The organism is Mesonia profundi, from assembly GCF_031085155.1.
Taxonomy (GTDB): domain Bacteria; phylum Bacteroidota; class Bacteroidia; order Flavobacteriales; family Flavobacteriaceae; genus Mesonia; species Mesonia profundi.
In genome coordinates this window covers 94,019-109,263 of sequence record NZ_JAVHUL010000002.1, presented here as the reverse complement: position 1 = coordinate 109,263, position 15,245 = coordinate 94,019, and the positions used below count along the sequence as shown (strand labels likewise).

General features: G+C 35.5%; 15 protein-coding genes and 1 tRNA gene. 7 read left to right on the top strand and 9 right to left on the bottom strand.

Features of this window, described 5'->3' with window-relative positions; translation table 11 throughout:
* The first annotated feature begins 5 nt into the window (after positions 1 to 5).
* Complete coding sequence (locus tag RBU60_RS01565; RefSeq protein WP_308862859.1) at positions 6 to 1,025, top strand: NAD-dependent epimerase/dehydratase family protein; 1,020 nt, start codon at positions 6 to 8, stop codon at positions 1,023 to 1,025.
* Here the strand turns inward: RBU60_RS01565 and RBU60_RS01560 are convergent.
* The 3 genes from RBU60_RS01560 to RBU60_RS01550 are packed head-to-tail and all read right to left on the bottom strand — an operon-like array spanning position 1,022 to position 3,491.
* Complete coding sequence (locus tag RBU60_RS01560) at positions 1,022 to 1,426, bottom strand: DUF4296 domain-containing protein (RefSeq protein WP_308862858.1); 405 nt, start codon at positions 1,424 to 1,426, stop codon at positions 1,022 to 1,024. The two genes, RBU60_RS01565 and RBU60_RS01560, sit on opposite strands and share 4 nt — an antisense overlap.
* Positions 1,426 to 2,766: a dihydroorotase gene (locus RBU60_RS01555; protein ID WP_308862857.1), complete on the bottom strand. Its 1,341-nt coding sequence runs from the start codon at positions 2,764 to 2,766 to the stop codon at positions 1,426 to 1,428. Before RBU60_RS01555 ends, RBU60_RS01560 begins: the two co-directional genes overlap by 1 nt.
* Complete coding sequence (locus RBU60_RS01550; protein ID WP_308862856.1) at positions 2,763 to 3,491, bottom strand: polyprenol monophosphomannose synthase; 729 nt, start codon at positions 3,489 to 3,491, stop codon at positions 2,763 to 2,765. Before RBU60_RS01550 ends, RBU60_RS01555 begins: the two co-directional genes overlap by 4 nt.
* Positions 3,492 to 3,589: 98 nt before the next feature.
* Here RBU60_RS01550 and RBU60_RS01545 point away from each other — a divergent pair, with 98 nt between their 5' ends.
* Both RBU60_RS01545 and RBU60_RS01540 read left to right on the top strand, forming a co-directional pair.
* Positions 3,590 to 4,237, top strand: a complete 648-nt coding sequence (locus RBU60_RS01545) for a DUF4271 domain-containing protein (RefSeq protein ID WP_308862884.1) — start codon at positions 3,590 to 3,592, stop codon at positions 4,235 to 4,237.
* A gap of 32 nt (positions 4,238 to 4,269) precedes the next feature.
* Positions 4,270 to 5,016: a uroporphyrinogen-III synthase gene (locus RBU60_RS01540; protein ID WP_308862855.1), complete on the top strand. Its 747-nt coding sequence runs from the start codon at positions 4,270 to 4,272 to the stop codon at positions 5,014 to 5,016.
* Between the two features lie 138 nt (positions 5,017 to 5,154).
* Here RBU60_RS01540 and pckA read toward each other — a convergent pair whose 3' ends face one another.
* Complete coding sequence (pckA, locus tag RBU60_RS01535; protein ID WP_308862854.1) at positions 5,155 to 6,753, bottom strand: phosphoenolpyruvate carboxykinase (ATP); 1,599 nt, start codon at positions 6,751 to 6,753, stop codon at positions 5,155 to 5,157.
* 73 nt (positions 6,754 to 6,826) lie between these two features.
* Positions 6,827 to 7,216 (bottom strand): DUF423 domain-containing protein, encoded by a 390-nt coding sequence (locus RBU60_RS01530; protein ID WP_308862853.1) that lies wholly within the window; start codon positions 7,214 to 7,216, stop codon positions 6,827 to 6,829.
* A gap of 71 nt (positions 7,217 to 7,287) precedes the next feature.
* Here RBU60_RS01530 and RBU60_RS01525 point away from each other — a divergent pair, with 71 nt between their 5' ends.
* From RBU60_RS01525 to RBU60_RS01510, 4 genes are all read left to right on the top strand, one after another.
* Positions 7,288 to 8,658 carry a saccharopine dehydrogenase family protein gene (locus RBU60_RS01525; RefSeq protein ID WP_308862852.1) on the top strand — a complete coding sequence of 457 codons (1,371 nt, stop codon included), beginning with the start codon at positions 7,288 to 7,290 and terminating at the stop codon, positions 8,656 to 8,658.
* 55 nt (positions 8,659 to 8,713) lie between these two features.
* Positions 8,714 to 9,037, top strand: a complete 324-nt coding sequence (locus RBU60_RS01520) for a hypothetical protein (protein ID WP_308862851.1) — start codon at positions 8,714 to 8,716, stop codon at positions 9,035 to 9,037.
* A gap of 113 nt (positions 9,038 to 9,150) precedes the next feature.
* Entirely contained in the window at positions 9,151 to 9,402 is a 252-nt protein-coding gene (locus RBU60_RS01515; protein ID WP_308862850.1) for a T9SS type A sorting domain-containing protein, read from the top strand.
* Positions 9,403 to 9,413: 11 nt separating this feature from the next.
* On the top strand, positions 9,414 to 10,076 hold the full coding sequence (locus RBU60_RS01510) for a spermidine synthase (protein ID WP_308862849.1): 663 nt from the start codon (positions 9,414 to 9,416) through the stop codon (positions 10,074 to 10,076).
* Between the two features lie 15 nt (positions 10,077 to 10,091).
* Here RBU60_RS01510 and RBU60_RS01505 read toward each other — a convergent pair.
* The 4 genes from RBU60_RS01505 to RBU60_RS01490 form a co-directional block, all read right to left on the bottom strand.
* Positions 10,092 to 10,165: transfer RNA gene (locus RBU60_RS01505), tRNA-Ala, on the bottom strand.
* Between the two features lie 23 nt (positions 10,166 to 10,188).
* A complete protein-coding gene (locus tag RBU60_RS01500) occupies positions 10,189 to 11,640 on the bottom strand; it encodes a potassium/proton antiporter (RefSeq protein WP_308862848.1) in 1,452 nt (483 codons plus the stop codon).
* Positions 11,640 to 12,485: an alpha/beta hydrolase family protein gene (locus RBU60_RS01495; RefSeq protein WP_308862847.1), complete on the bottom strand. Its 846-nt coding sequence runs from the start codon at positions 12,483 to 12,485 to the stop codon at positions 11,640 to 11,642. The genes RBU60_RS01500 and RBU60_RS01495 overlap by 1 nt, the downstream gene beginning before the upstream one ends.
* Positions 12,482 to 15,175, bottom strand: a complete 2,694-nt coding sequence (locus tag RBU60_RS01490; RefSeq protein ID WP_308862846.1) for a PD-(D/E)XK nuclease family protein — start codon at positions 15,173 to 15,175, stop codon at positions 12,482 to 12,484. The genes RBU60_RS01495 and RBU60_RS01490 overlap by 4 nt, the downstream gene beginning before the upstream one ends.
* Between the last annotated feature and the right edge of the window lie 70 nt (positions 15,176 to 15,245).

The following is a 15,245-nucleotide window of genomic DNA, read 5'->3' as shown; positions in this document are numbered from 1 at the left end:
ACCGCATGATTTTAGTTAGCGGAGCCACAGGTTTGGTAGGAAGTCATCTTCTTGCCCAACTTTTAGATTTAGACCAACCTATAAGAGCTATTTATAGGCAAGAAAAGAAAGTGACTTACACCAAAGAATTGCTACTTTCATGTTATCCCAAGCTCACTTCTTCTCAATGGAGTCGCATTGAATGGGTAGAAGCACACTTAGAAGATATACCTCAACTTTCTGACGCTTTCCAAGGCGTACAAGAAGTCTATCATTGTGCAGGTTACGTCTCCTATAATTCTTCTGATAAGGAATACAAAAAGCTGCGAAAGATAAATATTGAAGGCACCTCGAATATGGTGAATCTAGCACTGAGTCATTCCGTAAAGAAATTTTGCCACGTGAGTTCTATTGCTACTCTAGGAAGTGAGCTGAAGCAAAAAATAGTAGATGAAGAATCCCCGCGTAACCATGAAAATAAATTCGATAACTACTCGATTACCAAGTATGGAGGAGAAATGGAGGTTTGGAGAGCGTCCCAAGAAGGTTTAAACGTGGTAATTGTCAACCCTGGTGTGATCATTGGAGTTGGATTTTGGGAAACTGGTAGCGGCTTGCTTTTTTCTAAAATAAAAAAGGGATTGCGTTATTACATTCCGTTAGTAACAGGCTTTGTAGACGTGCGAGATGTGGCAAAAGCAATGATTTTATTAATGCATTCTTCCATAAAGCAAGAACGTTTTATCTTGGTATCAGAAAGTATCTCTTTTAAAGAAGTGCTTCAACAGATAGCAAAAGAGATGGGTTGTACTCCTCCTAAAAAGAGACTTCAACCCTGGATGGTAAAAATAGGGTGGATTTTTCAATGGCTTGGAAGGATACTTTTCGGAACCAATCAAGAAATAACTAAACTCTCTATAAAAGCAGCTTTCAACACCACTGTTTATAGTTCCGCTAAAATTGAAAAGTCATTGAATTTTAAATTTAATCCCATTAAAAAGACCATAACGAGAGTCGGTAGAAACTATGTAGAAAACGAAGCCTAGAGGCTATCTGCCTGTTTTTTACTTTTTATCTTTGCGTCTTGTGTTGCTTTAATCTCTTCGTCGTAAAGACTATCAATCACTTTTTTTTGAGCTTCAAGCTTCACAATTACTTTTTCGTAAATTCTTGCGTTTGTAGTAAAGTCTTCAGCATAATAATTGCTGCTTTCTACGACTTGCAGACTATCTACTTGGTATTTTTCATAAATTAAATTCTTAACCTTTACCTTTCTTAGTTCAAAACTATTTTTATTTTTACTAATAACTGCCTCCATTTTTTGAAGGTCAACCAAGAGATCCACCATCTTACCTTCTGGAATAAGATTTTTGGGCTTGGGTGCAATATTCACATCCTGACAAGCTCCTAAAACAAGCAATAACAGAAAGACTATCTTAATTTTCATTACCGATCAAACATTAAACGTTCTCCATTTTTCACATCCAAAACTTTAAAGTTTTTATACACTAGCTTCCCATTTACAAAAGTATGCGTGATTCTAGATTTAAAAGTAGTTTTTTCAAATGGAGACCAACCACATTTATACAAAATATTATCTTTTTGTACAGTCCATGGCGCGTTTGGATCTACCAAAACAAGATCTGCTTTATAGCCTTCTCTAATGTAACCTCTTTTCTCTATTTGAAATAAAATAGCGGGATTATGACACATTTTCTCTACAATCTTCGGAAGGCTTATTTGACCTTTATGGTAAAATTCTAACATGGCTGGCAAAGCGTGTTGCACTAAAGGTCCGCCACTAGGTGCTTTAGTATATGCCTGATCCTTTTCTTCTTTGGTATGCGGCGCATGATCTGTTGCAATGACATCTAATTTATTATCTAAGAGTGCCTTGAATAAAGCCTTCTGATCTTTCTCCGTTTTTACCGCAGGATTCCATTTAATTCGGGTTCCTTTTTTCTCGTAGTCTGTATCATTAAACCAAAGATGATGAATACAAACCTCTGCAGTTATCTTTTTGTCTTTTAAAGCTTTTTTACCCTCAAAAAGACTTAACTCTTTTGCCGTACTTACATGAAAAACATGTAGTTTGGCTCCTGTTTTCTTAGCTAGTTTCACGGCTTTAGAAGAAGATAAGTAACATGCTTCTACACTTCTAATTTTTGGATGATACACCATAGGAATATCATCTCCAAAATCTTTCTTATATTTTGCCAGGTTGTCTTTTATGGTCTGTTCATCTTCACAATGCACCGCAATGAGAACGGGGGAGTTTTTAAAAATTTCTTCCAATACCTTTTCATCATCTACTAACATATTTCCTGTAGAAGAACCTAGAAATAATTTTAAGGCCGGAGTATTCTTCGGATTTATTTTTTTTATTTCTTCTAGATTGTCATTGGTACCGCCAAACATAAACGAATAGTTTGCTACCGAACTTTCTTTAGCAAGGTCAAACTTTTCTTCTAACAATTCTATCGTAACAGTTTGTGGATTGGTATTAGGCATTTCTATAAAGGAAGTTATTCCTCCAGCAACCGCAGCTCGCGATCCAAATGCAATATCTTCTTTATGAGTAAGTCCTGGCTCTCTAAAGTGAACTTGATCATCTATTACGCCTGGCAATAAGAATTGTCCTTCGGCATCGATGACTTTTACATCATGAGATTTTACACTTATAATATCTGCTACTTCTTTAATAAGATCGTCCTCAATGTAAACTTCTCCATCTTTTACAACGCCTTCATTAACAAGCTTCGCGTTTTTAATCAATATCTTTCTCATACTTCTTTTCCAAATAGACTTTTAAACTTCATTTTAATCACCCCAAAAACAGCTTCAGAAATAATATTACTGCTTAATTTTGATTCCCCCCGCGTTCTATCCGTAAAAATAACAGGGACTTCTACGATATTAAATTTTAATAGGTAGGCTTTATATTTCATTTCAATTTGGAAGGCATAACCTACAAACTGAATCGAATCAAGCTTGATTCGCTCTAATACCTCTCTTCGGTAGCACACAAAGCCTGCCGTAGTATCTTGAATGGGCATTCTGGTAATCGCTTTCACGTATTTTGACGCCATATAAGACATCAATACTCTTTTCATAGGCCAATTAACGACATTCACTCCTGTCACATACCTAGACCCAATAGCTACATCTGCCTTATCTTTTACACAGGCATTGTACAATCGTATTAAGTCGTTTGGATTATGAGAAAAATCGGCATCCATCTCAAAAACAAACTCGTAATCTCTCTCTAGAGCCCATTTAAAACCGTGAATATATGCGACTCCCAATCCTGATTTAGCTTTTCTTAATTCTAAAAAAAGCTTTCCTTCAAACTCCTCTTTTAAGGAAGAAACCAGGCTTGCAGTACCATCTGGAGAGTTATCATCTACCACCAATATATGAAACTCATGCTTTTGAGAAAATACATTACGAACAATACGCTCTATATTTTCAATTTCATTATAGGTAGGTATAATTACTAGCCGTTGGGCCATTCTCTTTTTTTGACAAATGTAACTATTTTTAACCTCAAAATTTTAGCAAATACTAGCTATTTAATTTTTAACTTTGTCCAAAATTATATACATTGGAAGTGATTGCTAGAAATATGGAGTCTTACAATTGGATTACTCTAATCCTAGTCGTTATTTTGGTCATCATTTTAATTGGCAATAAATTATTCCCTGAAAAATTTACGGAGTTTAAAAAGATATTTTCTTCTGGGAAATACTTTACTTCACATCAAAAGAAACCTTCCGTATTTAACCTCTTTAGCTTTATACTCTATCTAGCACACGGCTTTACGCTTTCACTTGCTTTATTTATATTATTTAAGACAAGGGCTATTTTTGATGTAGCATATGATTTTATCTTCTACCTCCAAATTTTTATTATTTTAAATATCCTTATCGGAATAAAGTACCTCTTTGAAAAAATCATAGCTTCTATTTTCTCTATGGACAACGTGATCGATAACTACATTTTCTATAAGATTACTTACAAGAATTTGTTAGCTTTTTCTTTGTATCCAGTATTGTTAATTGTCATCTATACTTGGGAACCAAGTATGAATATTCTTATTTTAATCACAGTTTTATACCTTGCACTTAATCTTCTTGTGTTGCTGAAATACTATGCAAAACATCAAAAACTTATTTATAAGTTTTCGTTTTACTTTATTTTGTACCTTTGCAGCCTTGAAATAGCTCCGTATATTATTTTATATAAAGTAATTACGTAATTGCTAACGCTCACCCTTAAATTTGCATGCTTATGAAAGTGAAAACAATTTTAATTTCCCAGCCCGAGCCCAAGGTTGAAAACTCTCCTTACTCTGAACTGGAAGAAAAATTAAAAGTGAAAATTGATTTCATACCATTTATTCACGTTGAAGGAGTTTCCTCTAAAAATGTAAGACAGCAAAAAATTGACTTAAGTCAATATACTGCAATTATTCTTACGAGTAGAAACGCTGTAGACCACTTTTTTAGAATTGCCGAAGAAATGCGCTACAAAGTGCCAGATTCTTTAAAGTATTTTTGCCAGAGTGAAGCTGTTGCTTACTACCTACAAAAATATGTAGTTTATAGAAAAAGGAAAATATATGTTGGAAAAAGAACCTTTCCAGAGTTAACCCCTATCATAAAAAAATATAAGACAGAGAAGTTTTTACTTCCTTCTTCTGATATGTTAAAACCAGAGATTCCTAAACAACTCAACAAAATAGGTGTCGATTGGACTAAAGGTGTTTTTTACAGAACCGTAGTAAGTGACTTATCTCACTTAGAGAAAGTTTTTTATGATATCGTGGTCTTCTTTAGTCCTAGCGGAATTAAATCTCTTTTTGAGAACTTCCCAGACTTTCAACAGAAAGATACTCGAATTGCCGTATTTGGAAACTCTACGATTAAAGCAGCAAAAGAACATGGTTTAGTCGTGAATATTAAAGCCCCTGCACCAGAGACTCCCTCTATGACCATGGCTTTAGAGAAATACGTTAAGAAAGAAAATAAGAAGTAACCTAAGCACACATTTTTAAAGTAAATTATATTTTAAAACAAACCTCCTCATTTTAAAAATAAGGAGGTTGTTTTTTTGACAAAAAAAATCCAGTTGAAATCATTCAACTGGATTTTTTAGAGATATCAAAAAGGAAACCTAAACAATAGGACCTCCTTTTAAGATATCATCACTTGCATTATCTTCAAACTTCTTAAAGTTATTTTTAAAGAACGTAGCCAACTTCTTAGCCTTGATATCATAAGCCTCTTTGTCACTCCATGTTTTTCTTGGATCAAGAACCTCACTAGGTACGTTAAGACAATCTTTGGGCATCTCTAATCCGAAAATAGGATGCGTATGATATTCTACCTTATCTAACTTCCCTTCTAAAGCAGAAGAGATCATTTCTCTCGTATATTTTAATTTCATTCTAGAACCAACTCCGTAAGGACCTCCAGTCCAACCTGTGTTTACCAACCATACATTCACTTCTGCATCTTGCATTTTCTTACTTAACATCTCTGCATAGCGTGTAGGGTGAAGTGGCATAAATGGTGCTCCAAAACAAGCTGAAAAACTTGGAACAGGCTCGGTAATACCAGCCTCGGTTCCTGCCACTTTTGCGGTGTATCCACTAATAAAGTGATACGCTGCTTGGCCAGGAGTTAATTTACTAATAGGAGGCAATACTCCAAAAGCATCTGCCGTTAAAAAGAAAATGTTCTTAGGATTCTCCCCTACAGACGGCTGCTGAATATTATTAATATGGTAAATAGGATAACTCACCCTTGTATTTTGTGTAATAGAAGTATCTTCAAAATCTACTGCGCCTTGATCATCGATGATCACATTCTCTAAAATAGCACCAGGTCTAATCGCGTTGAAGATATCTGGTTCATTCTCTTGAGAAAGATTAATCACTTTTGCGTAACAACCTCCTTCAAAGTTAAATACTTTGTTGTCTTCTGTCCAACCGTGCTCATCATCTCCAATTAACTTACGTTCTGGATCTGCAGATAAAGTTGTTTTCCCCGTTCCAGATAATCCAAAAAATATTGCTGTATCCCCATCATCTCCCACATTGGCAGAACAGTGCATAGAAAGCGTATTCTTATCTACCGGAAGAATAAAGTTTAACGCAGAGAAAATTCCTTTTTTGATTTCACCAGTATAACCAGTTCCTCCAATTAAAGCTATCTTCTTAGTGAAGTTTAAAATTGCAAAGTTGTGTTGTCTCGTGCCATCCACTTCTGGATCTGCCATAAACTCTGGTGCATTAATCACCGTCCATTCAGGAGAAAAATCTTTCAATTCCTCTTCCGTAGGTCTTAAAAACATATTGTGAGCAAACATATTACTCCAAGGATATTCGGTGATTACACGAATATTCAATTGATAATCCTTGTCCGCGCAGGCATATGAATCTCTTACATATAAATCCTTTCCAGAAAGATATTCAGTTACTTTATCGTAAAGTCGATCAAATTTTTCTGGATCGAAAGGGATATTCACATCGCCCCACCATATTTCGTCTTTAGTCACCTCATCTTTTACAATAAAACGGTCTTTAGGGGATCTTCCCGTAAACTCTCCTGTATTGACAGCTAGTGCCCCAGAATTTACTTGAACGCCCTGTCCTTTTTCTACTGCAAGGTTATGAAGCTCCTCTGAAGACAGTTGATAATGAGCTTGTGCATCTTTTATTCCGTAGTTTTCTAATGAAAACGCTTTCGTGGTTTTATTATTTTCCACCATAAAAATAAGTTGTTGTGTTCTTTAGGACAAAAATATAAATAATACTAAACAAACACAGGATTAAGCTGATTTATTATTTCTTTTTCATTTTGAGCACATTAAAAAGCAGTACTAACCAACTGAAAATTAAAAAGACCCCCCCTAAAGGAGTCAATAAAGCAATGCTTTTAAAGTCAAAAGATGACAACTCGTTGGTAGCAAGTCCGTAAATAGAACCCGAAAATAAAATCATCCCCACCAAGAGCATATAAAATAAGAGGTTCTTACTTTTTTCGCTTAACGCGGAAATACTTCCGCATAGAATTGCAAATAAAGCGTGATAAAACTGGTAACGAACGCCCGTTTCAAAGGTGTTTAACTGGTCTAAAGTTAAAACTTTTTCTAAACCATGACTTGCAAAAGCGCCCAAAACGACTGCTAAAAAACCACTTGAACTTCCTAAAATTAACAACTTTCTATGCATAATATTTTTTTTAACCCAGATTAAATTAATTACTTTGAAGAATAACTGCAAATTTAAATAACTAATTTAAGATGCGAAACATATTAATTATCGGAGCGGGGAAATCTACCTCCTCCCTCATTAAATATTTAAAAGAAAAATCAACTTCAGAAAAACTCTTTCTTACGATTGGAGATTTGTCCTTAGACAATGCCCAAAAGTTTGCTGGAGACCACGAAAACACCAAAGCAATTTGCTTAGATGTCTTTAAAGAAAAGGAACGCAAAGAGGCTGTAAAAAATGCCGATATTGTTATTTCTATGCTTCCGGCAAGATTTCACATAGAAGTGGCCAAAGACTGTATAGAATTTGGAAAAAACATGGTAACTGCTTCTTACGTAAGCAAAGAGATGGAAGCCTTAAATGATGATGTAAAAGAAAAAGGCCTTGTCTTTATGAACGAAATTGGAGTAGATCCAGGAATCGATCATATGAGTGCCATGCAAGTGATTGATAAAATTAGAGATAACGGAGGTAAATTATTGCTGTTTGAATCTTTCACCGGTGGTTTGGTAGCTCCAGAGAGCGACACCAATCTATGGAACTATAAATTTACTTGGAACCCTAGAAACGTGGTGGTAGCGGGTCAAGGAGGAGCAGCAGAATTTATGCAAGAAGGTCAATTTAAGTACATTCCTTACCACCGTCTTTTTAGAAGAACCGAATTTTTGGAAGTAGAAGGCTATGGTAAATTTGAAGGCCTTGCTAATAGGAACTCCTTGGCTTACCAAAGTGTGTACGGACTTGATAATATTCAAACTTTATACCGTGGAACCCTTCGAAGAGTAGGCTTTAGTAAAGCTTGGAATATGTTTGTTCAATTAGGCTTAACCGATGATACTTACAGCATGGAAGATTCTGAAAACATGAGTTACCGAGAGTTTGTAAATTCATTTTTACCCTATTCTCCAACAGATTCTGTAGAGCTTAAAATGCGCTATTCTCTTAAAATAGATCAAGATGATTTGATGTGGGAGAAGTTATTGGAACTCGATATTTTTAACAACGAAAAGAAAATTGGGATTAAAGGAGCAACACCAGCACAAGCTTTACAAAAAATATTGGAAGAGAAATGGACTTTAGCGCCAGACGATAAAGATATGATCGTAATGTATCATAAATTTGGATATGAGCTTAAGGGCGAGAAAAAGCAAATCGATTCCACTATGGTTCATATTGGAGAAGACCAAACCTATACCGCGATGGCAAAAACCGTAGGTTTACCCGTAGCGATTGCCACCATAAAAATCTTAAATAAAGAGATTAAGACGCCGGGAGTTTTAAGACCTATTAGCAAAGAAGTATATGAACCTATTTTGGCAGAATTAGCCGAAAACGGGATCAAATTCACCGAAAAAGATGTGAAGTTTTTAGGTTACAATGAAGATAATATTGTAGGCTAAACCACTGTCTTTTAAATAAAAAGTGTAATTTTAAAGAGACACAAACCTGTGTGTTATGTTTCAAAAAATTACACTTTTTTTATTTTTACTGATTAGTTCTTTAAGTTTTTCCCAAGAAACCGAACTAAACCAATATACATGGGAGTTAGACAAGGTTATCGTTGACAGTGATGAATATCTTAATACAGGGGGTGAATACCTACTTTTCTTTCAAATATTCCCTACCTTTAGTTTTACTACAATTTATTTTAACCTAGAACTATATGAAGCTGAAACTGTTTTTATAAACAACACTAACTCTTTTTATTTTTTAAACATGGGGGAAGGTAATTACGATAAAAAAAACCAACCCGCAAGAAAAGAGTTCTCTCTTGTTTAATATTTCTAGTGTTTATCCTGAAGATTTTTATTGGGATTATTTTCAATCTGATAATAATAATACTTTCAGTTATACTATAAATAATCTATCCAGTACTTCTTACCAGCTGATTATTGAAAAAAAACAACGGAGACAAAGCTTATTACAACAATAAAACACTTTCTATAAAAGAAGTTACAAAAAGTAATTTTTCTTTATTTCCCAACCCTGTCCAAAGCAGTTTTCAAGTAAAAACTGATGTGGTCATTAATTCTATTATTTTAGCGGAACAAGAATATCACATAGAAAATTTACCTAACGGAATTTATTTTGTCAGAATTCATACTTCTGAAGGTGACTTTACTCAGCAACTCCTTAAAAATTAGGCTCGTTTTACATGAAAAATAACCTGAATCCACTTTCTATGTTGAATAAGAAGATAAAATCTGATTACAGCGGGATGTTAGAGATCACTTGGCTTAACGGAAGGAAAATACTAAATACTCAACAAGCCAACTACTCTTACGGTGCATTACACGAAATCTTAAAAATAGGATTAGAGAAAACCTATCCTAATAGAGCCGGAAAAGTCTTGGTTTTAGGTCTTGGCGGAGGTAGTATTTTAGAATTACTTCGGAAGAATTTTAGTTTTACCGGAAGCATCACTGCCGTAGAAATAGATGCTAAAATTATTGAAATCGCAAAAGATGAATTTAAGATTCAGCAATATGAACCTTTACAAGTGGTTTGTCAAGATGCTACTGACTTTGTACAAACAGATACTCATTTTTATGAAACCCTCATCGTAGATCTGTTTATCGGCACTCAAATCCCAACTCTATTTCTAGAGATTGACTTTTGGCAGCATGTTGAAAATTTACTTCAACCCCATGCAGTCATCATTTTTAATGCCGGTATTAAAAACGCCCACCAGGCAGCAATCGATATCTTGATAGAAAAAATAGCTCCGCTTATTTCCTTTGAAAAACTAGAGGCTGTTAATGGCGTCAATACTTTATTATTGGGAAAGAAAATTGTTGAAAAGAAAAAACCCCGCTAATGCGGGGTTGGAGTGTGGAGAATATCGGAGTCGAACCGATGACCTTTTGGCTGCCAGCCAAACGCTCTAGCCAACTGAGCTAATCCCCCAAACGAAAGGCTAAAATAAACAATTATCCAAAATCTTGAGCCATTTTTGTTAAATCTTTTGAAGTTGTTGAAATCACCTGTAAAGTATCACCATACTTCAATTCGGTCTCTCCCGAAGGAACAAAATAGTTGGCTTCTCTTACGACCATCACAATAAGACTGTCTTTAGGCAAGTCTAATTCATGGATCTTTTTCCCAATCACTTTACTATTTGCAGAAATATAAATCTCGGCACTCTCCGTTTTAGAATCTTCAGAAAACTCGAAGGCTCTTGCTTTTTTTAAGGTCTTTACGTCATCATCTTGAACCCCTAACCATTGCGCCATTTTGTTAATCGTCGTCCCTTGTACTAAAATAGAAACCAGCGTGATTAAGAAAACGATATTAAAAATCAAGTCGGCGTTTTCTAAGCCCATTACCATCGGGAAGGTGGCAAAAACAATGGGAACTGCCCCTCGTAAGCCTACCCAAGAAATAAATAATTTACTTCTTATATTCACCTTAAAGAACGCCAAGCTGATAAAAACACTTAAGGGTCGCGCCACAAGTATTAAAAATAAAGCAATCGCCAAACCTATAGGCAAGATTTCTATTACGCGAGATGGGAAGACCAATAAGCCCAAAGTTAGGAACAAAATAATTTGCATCAACCAAGCAAAACCATCAAAAAACTGACGCAAAGCATACTTTTTCACCAATTTACTATTAGCCAAAAGTACCGAAGAGACATACACCGCCAAAAATCCATTTCCGTGAATCACTTCCGTAAAGGAATAAATAATAAAACTTAAGGCTAGGCCCAAAACAGGATATAAACCTTCAAAATCTAAAGCTATTTTATTGATGAGCCACTTACTTGCTTTTCCTAAAAAGTATCCAGCAACCCCACCTATAGCAAGTTGCAACACCAAATCTAAAACCGAAGCGGTCAAAGAAAATTCTTGAGCAACTACCATCCCCGTGAACAATGTCGTTAGAAAATAGGCCATAGGGTCATTACTTCCACTTTCTAATTCTAACATGGGGCGAATCCCATATTTTAAATTGATATTATTAGACCTTAAAATGGAGAAAACTGCCGCAGCATCAGTAGAGGAAACAATTGCACCTAATAAAAAGGCCTCAATGAGTGTAAAGTCTAACAGATAATACGTAAAACCTCCCACGGCGCCTGCAGTGATAAAAACACCTAGCGTAGACAACAAAAGTCCCTTGATGGCTACGGGCTGCACAGCTTTCCAGCGCGTATCTAAACCACCAGAAAAGAGAATCACGTTAAGTGCTATAATCCCTATAAATTGAGCAAGGGTGGGACTATTAAATTCGATGCCCAATATTCCTTCAGAGCCCGCCAACATTCCTACCGTAAGAAATAACACCAAGGTAGGCACTCCAAATTTATAGGAAGTTTTACCCGCCAGAATACTCATAAGAAGCAATAACGATCCTATAAGAATAATCAATTGTGACTCCATTAATTATTTTTTATAAATTGTATTGTTTCATGAGTCACTTGCCTTAAGCTTTCGCTCATTTTATCAGATTTCCAAGGATGCTGCGTGTCAAAAACGTGGTTGCTTCCTTCCAATAAAAAGAGTTTACTTTTAGGATTCCACTCCTTTATTTGCCTGGCTTCATCTACATTTACAGAAGTATCTCCCTTGGCATGAATGATAAGTTGCGGAATTTTTAAATGCTTCACCGCTTGAGCAATGTCTAGGCACTCCCTATACGCTAAAAAATCTTCATAAAACTGAATATCATGCGGCATTTGCTGCTTGGTTCTTCCATTTTCTACATAATAAACTTTATCTTTTTTCCATTTGGCCAATTTTTCTCCGGAAGGGAAACGAGAAGCAAAATCGCTTACTCCCGCCCAAGTGGTCACCGTTTTAATTTTATTTTCTTCGTTAGCTTTTAGCATTACAATTCCGCCTCCCCTACTATGACCAATTAAATGCACTTGCTGTACGTTAGCGTTTTTAGCAAATTCTTTGGTAATCATCATCCAATCAATCACCGTTTGCAAGTCGTTTAACTGCTTGGTGTAATTATCTTGCCCAAAAGCTTCCAGATTAGGAAAATCTATGGGATTTTCTGCTGTTCCTCCATTGTGGGAAAAATTAAATTTGATAAAAAAGAAATCGTTTTCGGCAAATTCCTCGGCTACCAAATCCCATGCGCCCCAATCTTTAAAGCCTTTATAACCGTGACAAAAAATAACGATCGGCTTCAGGCGTTGGTTGGGCTTAAAAAACACATCGGTGACAATAGGTAATCCATTGCTTCCCGTTAGGGTAAAATTCTTTTCTCGTATCATACTTCTTTTTCTTTAAATGGAATATCAGGATTTAAAATCTCAATGATTACATTATTTAAAACCTCATCAAATTTACGCATCGTTTCAGCGGTAATCAAGGTTTCTTTCCCTTCTTTTAAAGCTAAAAATCCCGATTTTAAATTCTTAAACGAAATAATTCCGCCTTGAGCTTTATCATAATCTTCTTCTTTTAAGATCATTTTAGCGTAACACAAAACTTGAAAAGCTTTGCTATACTTATAGTCGGTACCTAGCAAATCCCAATCTTTTATGGAAACGTCACTTGCCATTACTTTCCCGGTTTTATAATCTATAATTCGTGTAATTCCGTCAAAAGAATCCAAACGATCTACTTTTCCTTTGATGCTAACCAGTACCTGAAGTTGAGGGATGTTCAATGCTATTTTCTCTTCGGCTTCTAAACTGATGATTTTTACCGAATGTCCCTCCAATTCTTTCTTTTCAGACTGTAAGAAATTATACAAATAACGTTTAGCGACTTCGTGAATCAATAAATTTTTTCCTTTATGAATGGGGGCATTTTTATACACGTTTTTAAACTGCGTCAAGACTTCTTGATCACTTAATTTAAAAAGCTGATCTATATCTTCTTTACGGATTTCTTTCCCCACATAAGGAAGAAATAAATGTTCTAGACTATCGTGAATAATCGTTCCCAAAGTATTGGCGGCAACGGTTTCTTCTACGGCCTGCTCGTCTTTAATGCCTAACACATAACGTTTATAAAAATCTAAAGGATTCCGAATATAAGTCGTCAATGCCGAAGGTGAAAAGCCGTATGCGGCCAGTTTTTCCAATTTCTGAATTACTTCTGGCGTCTTAGCAATCTCTATTAATTGATGCGAGATAGAAGGCACTTTAGGATTCACAAAAGCTGAAGTTAACTTTCTTTCCACTTCCAACTGGGTGATAAACCTACTCTTTTCTCCGGCATTAAGTCCGTCTTGCTCTGTATTGTACAAGATATGAATATTCTCGGCACGTTGCATCAATCGGTAGAAGTGATAGGTGTACACCGCATCTTTTTCTTTATACGTAGGTAAACCGTATTCTTTCTTTAGATCGTAAGGAATAAAAGAATTGTTGCTCTTTCCGGCAGGTAAAACCCCTTCATTAACCGAGGTTAAGATAACATTTTTATAATCGATTACCCGCGTTTCTAACATTCCCATCAATTGCAAACCGTCAAACGGAGAACCGGCAAAATCTAAGGACTGTGAACTCAGACTGTCTCTATATATTTTATAAAGCACTTTAATATGGTCTACCGGACTTTGCTCTTGCAAGATGTTTTTTAACTGAACAAAAAGCTTATTAAAGTGGAATAAATATTCGGTCTCTAGCGCGTAGTCTTTCATCTCTTTGCCTCGTAAAATTTGAATCAGCTGAATCATTGCATCTATAAAACTTTGGGTACTGGCATGCAAATGAAAAGCGAGTTCTAGAAATTCATTAAATTCAGCATTTTTGGTGTCTTTAATGGTATCTAAAGCGATAAACACCAAATTAGATTCGATAATTTTCTTCTGAAGTTGTTCACTTTCCGAAGAAAAAATTTGTAGTACAAAAGGATGTTTCAACACCTCCAACACCCATTTAAAATAAAGCTGATCTTCCTCTCGTTCTTGTATTTTAAATAAGCTTTCAAACAAAGAAGCCAGCGGCGTATCGCCCAAAGGAAGCCCCATCGTAATGTTGATTTTCTCTACATTCTCTGGCAAAGAGTTTAATAAAACCGGCAATAAACCTTCGTCATTAAGCACTACGGCCGTTTGACTGATTTCTTCTGGCGGTAGTTCCTTTAAAATTTGAGCAATATATTTAGCCTGACCTACATTTTTGGGAATTCCTATAAGTTCAATTTGTTTAGGTTGCTCATAGTTTTTAGGAAGATCCTGCAGCGGATTCTCTTTAAAGTAATCCCAATTCTTTACATAGTTTCTTATAAATAAAGAAGCTTCGTGGTTAGGATTATGATAAAAAGCATGGTCTACATCCCAAAATATCTCTCCGCGTTCTTCTTTTAACACATGCTGAATCAGTTGCTGTTCTGCAGTATTCAGGGCATTAAAGCCTATAAAAATATAATTTTGATCCGTTTGCTTTACGTAATTTCCTATTTTTTCTGAAGCTTCTCGGTACATTAAACCTTGATAGGCTTTGCCTTCTTCTAAAATATGCTGAGTGAAATTTTTATACAACTGCGGCAACTGCTTCCAAAACCACAGGTAGTTTTTCACCAAATCGGTTTGATTTTCTCCCTTAGACCAATGGTTGATGTCTTGAATTCTGGAGAGGTAACTAAAGAAATGATCGGCATCAATGAGGTAACGATCTATTTCATTAAAATCATAGATTAGGGTTTGTGCCCAAGCGTAAAAACTATCAAAAGACTCTTGATGCTCTTTATCTATGGTCTTCTTATAGGTTTGGTAGAGCTTAAAAATACTGCTCGTATTGTCCAACGGAATAAGTCCAGTGATCTGCGCAATAAAATCTTCGGTACTTAAAACCTCGGGCATAAAAATAGTGGTATGCACTTTAGCTTTAATCACCTGCTTTAAAAAATTCCCCGCTCTTTTACTCGGTAAAATAAATGTGGTTTTACTAAAGTCGAAAGAGGGATTGGAAAGTAAATGATCTAGGGTTTCTTCTATAAAAGTCTTCATGTTCTAAAAATAAAAAAACGCCTCTAAGTAGAAGCGTTTTAATGTAAAATTTATCAAAATTTTTATCTAT

Excerpts from the sequence above, each read along its gene's own strand:
- RBU60_RS01565 (WP_308862859.1), top strand. The coding sequence starts at position 6 with ATGATTTTAGTTAGCGGAGCCACAGGTTTGGTAGGAAGTCATCTTCTT.
- RBU60_RS01530 (WP_308862853.1), bottom strand. The coding sequence starts at position 7,216 with ATGCATAGAAAGTTGTTAATTTTAGGAAGTTCAAGTGGTTTTTTAGCA.
- RBU60_RS01525 (WP_308862852.1), top strand. The coding sequence starts at position 7,288 with ATGCGAAACATATTAATTATCGGAGCGGGGAAATCTACCTCCTCCCTC.
- RBU60_RS01560 (WP_308862858.1), bottom strand. The coding sequence starts at position 1,426 with ATGAAAATTAAGATAGTCTTTCTGTTATTGCTTGTTTTAGGAGCTTGT.
- RBU60_RS01550 (WP_308862856.1), bottom strand. The coding sequence starts at position 3,491 with ATGGCCCAACGGCTAGTAATTATACCTACCTATAATGAAATTGAAAAT.
- pckA (WP_308862854.1), bottom strand. The coding sequence starts at position 6,753 with ATGGTGGAAAATAATAAAACCACGAAAGCGTTTTCATTAGAAAACTAC.
- RBU60_RS01540 (WP_308862855.1), top strand. The coding sequence starts at position 4,270 with ATGAAAGTGAAAACAATTTTAATTTCCCAGCCCGAGCCCAAGGTTGAA.
- RBU60_RS01500 (WP_308862848.1), bottom strand. The coding sequence starts at position 11,640 with ATGGAGTCACAATTGATTATTCTTATAGGATCGTTATTGCTTCTTATG.
- RBU60_RS01510 (WP_308862849.1), top strand. The coding sequence starts at position 9,414 with ATGAAAAATAACCTGAATCCACTTTCTATGTTGAATAAGAAGATAAAA.
- RBU60_RS01520 (WP_308862851.1), top strand. The coding sequence starts at position 8,714 with ATGTTTCAAAAAATTACACTTTTTTTATTTTTACTGATTAGTTCTTTA.
- RBU60_RS01555 (WP_308862857.1), bottom strand. The coding sequence starts at position 2,766 with ATGAGAAAGATATTGATTAAAAACGCGAAGCTTGTTAATGAAGGCGTT.
- RBU60_RS01495 (WP_308862847.1), bottom strand. The coding sequence starts at position 12,485 with ATGATACGAGAAAAGAATTTTACCCTAACGGGAAGCAATGGATTACCT.
- RBU60_RS01490 (WP_308862846.1), bottom strand. The coding sequence starts at position 15,175 with ATGAAGACTTTTATAGAAGAAACCCTAGATCATTTACTTTCCAATCCC.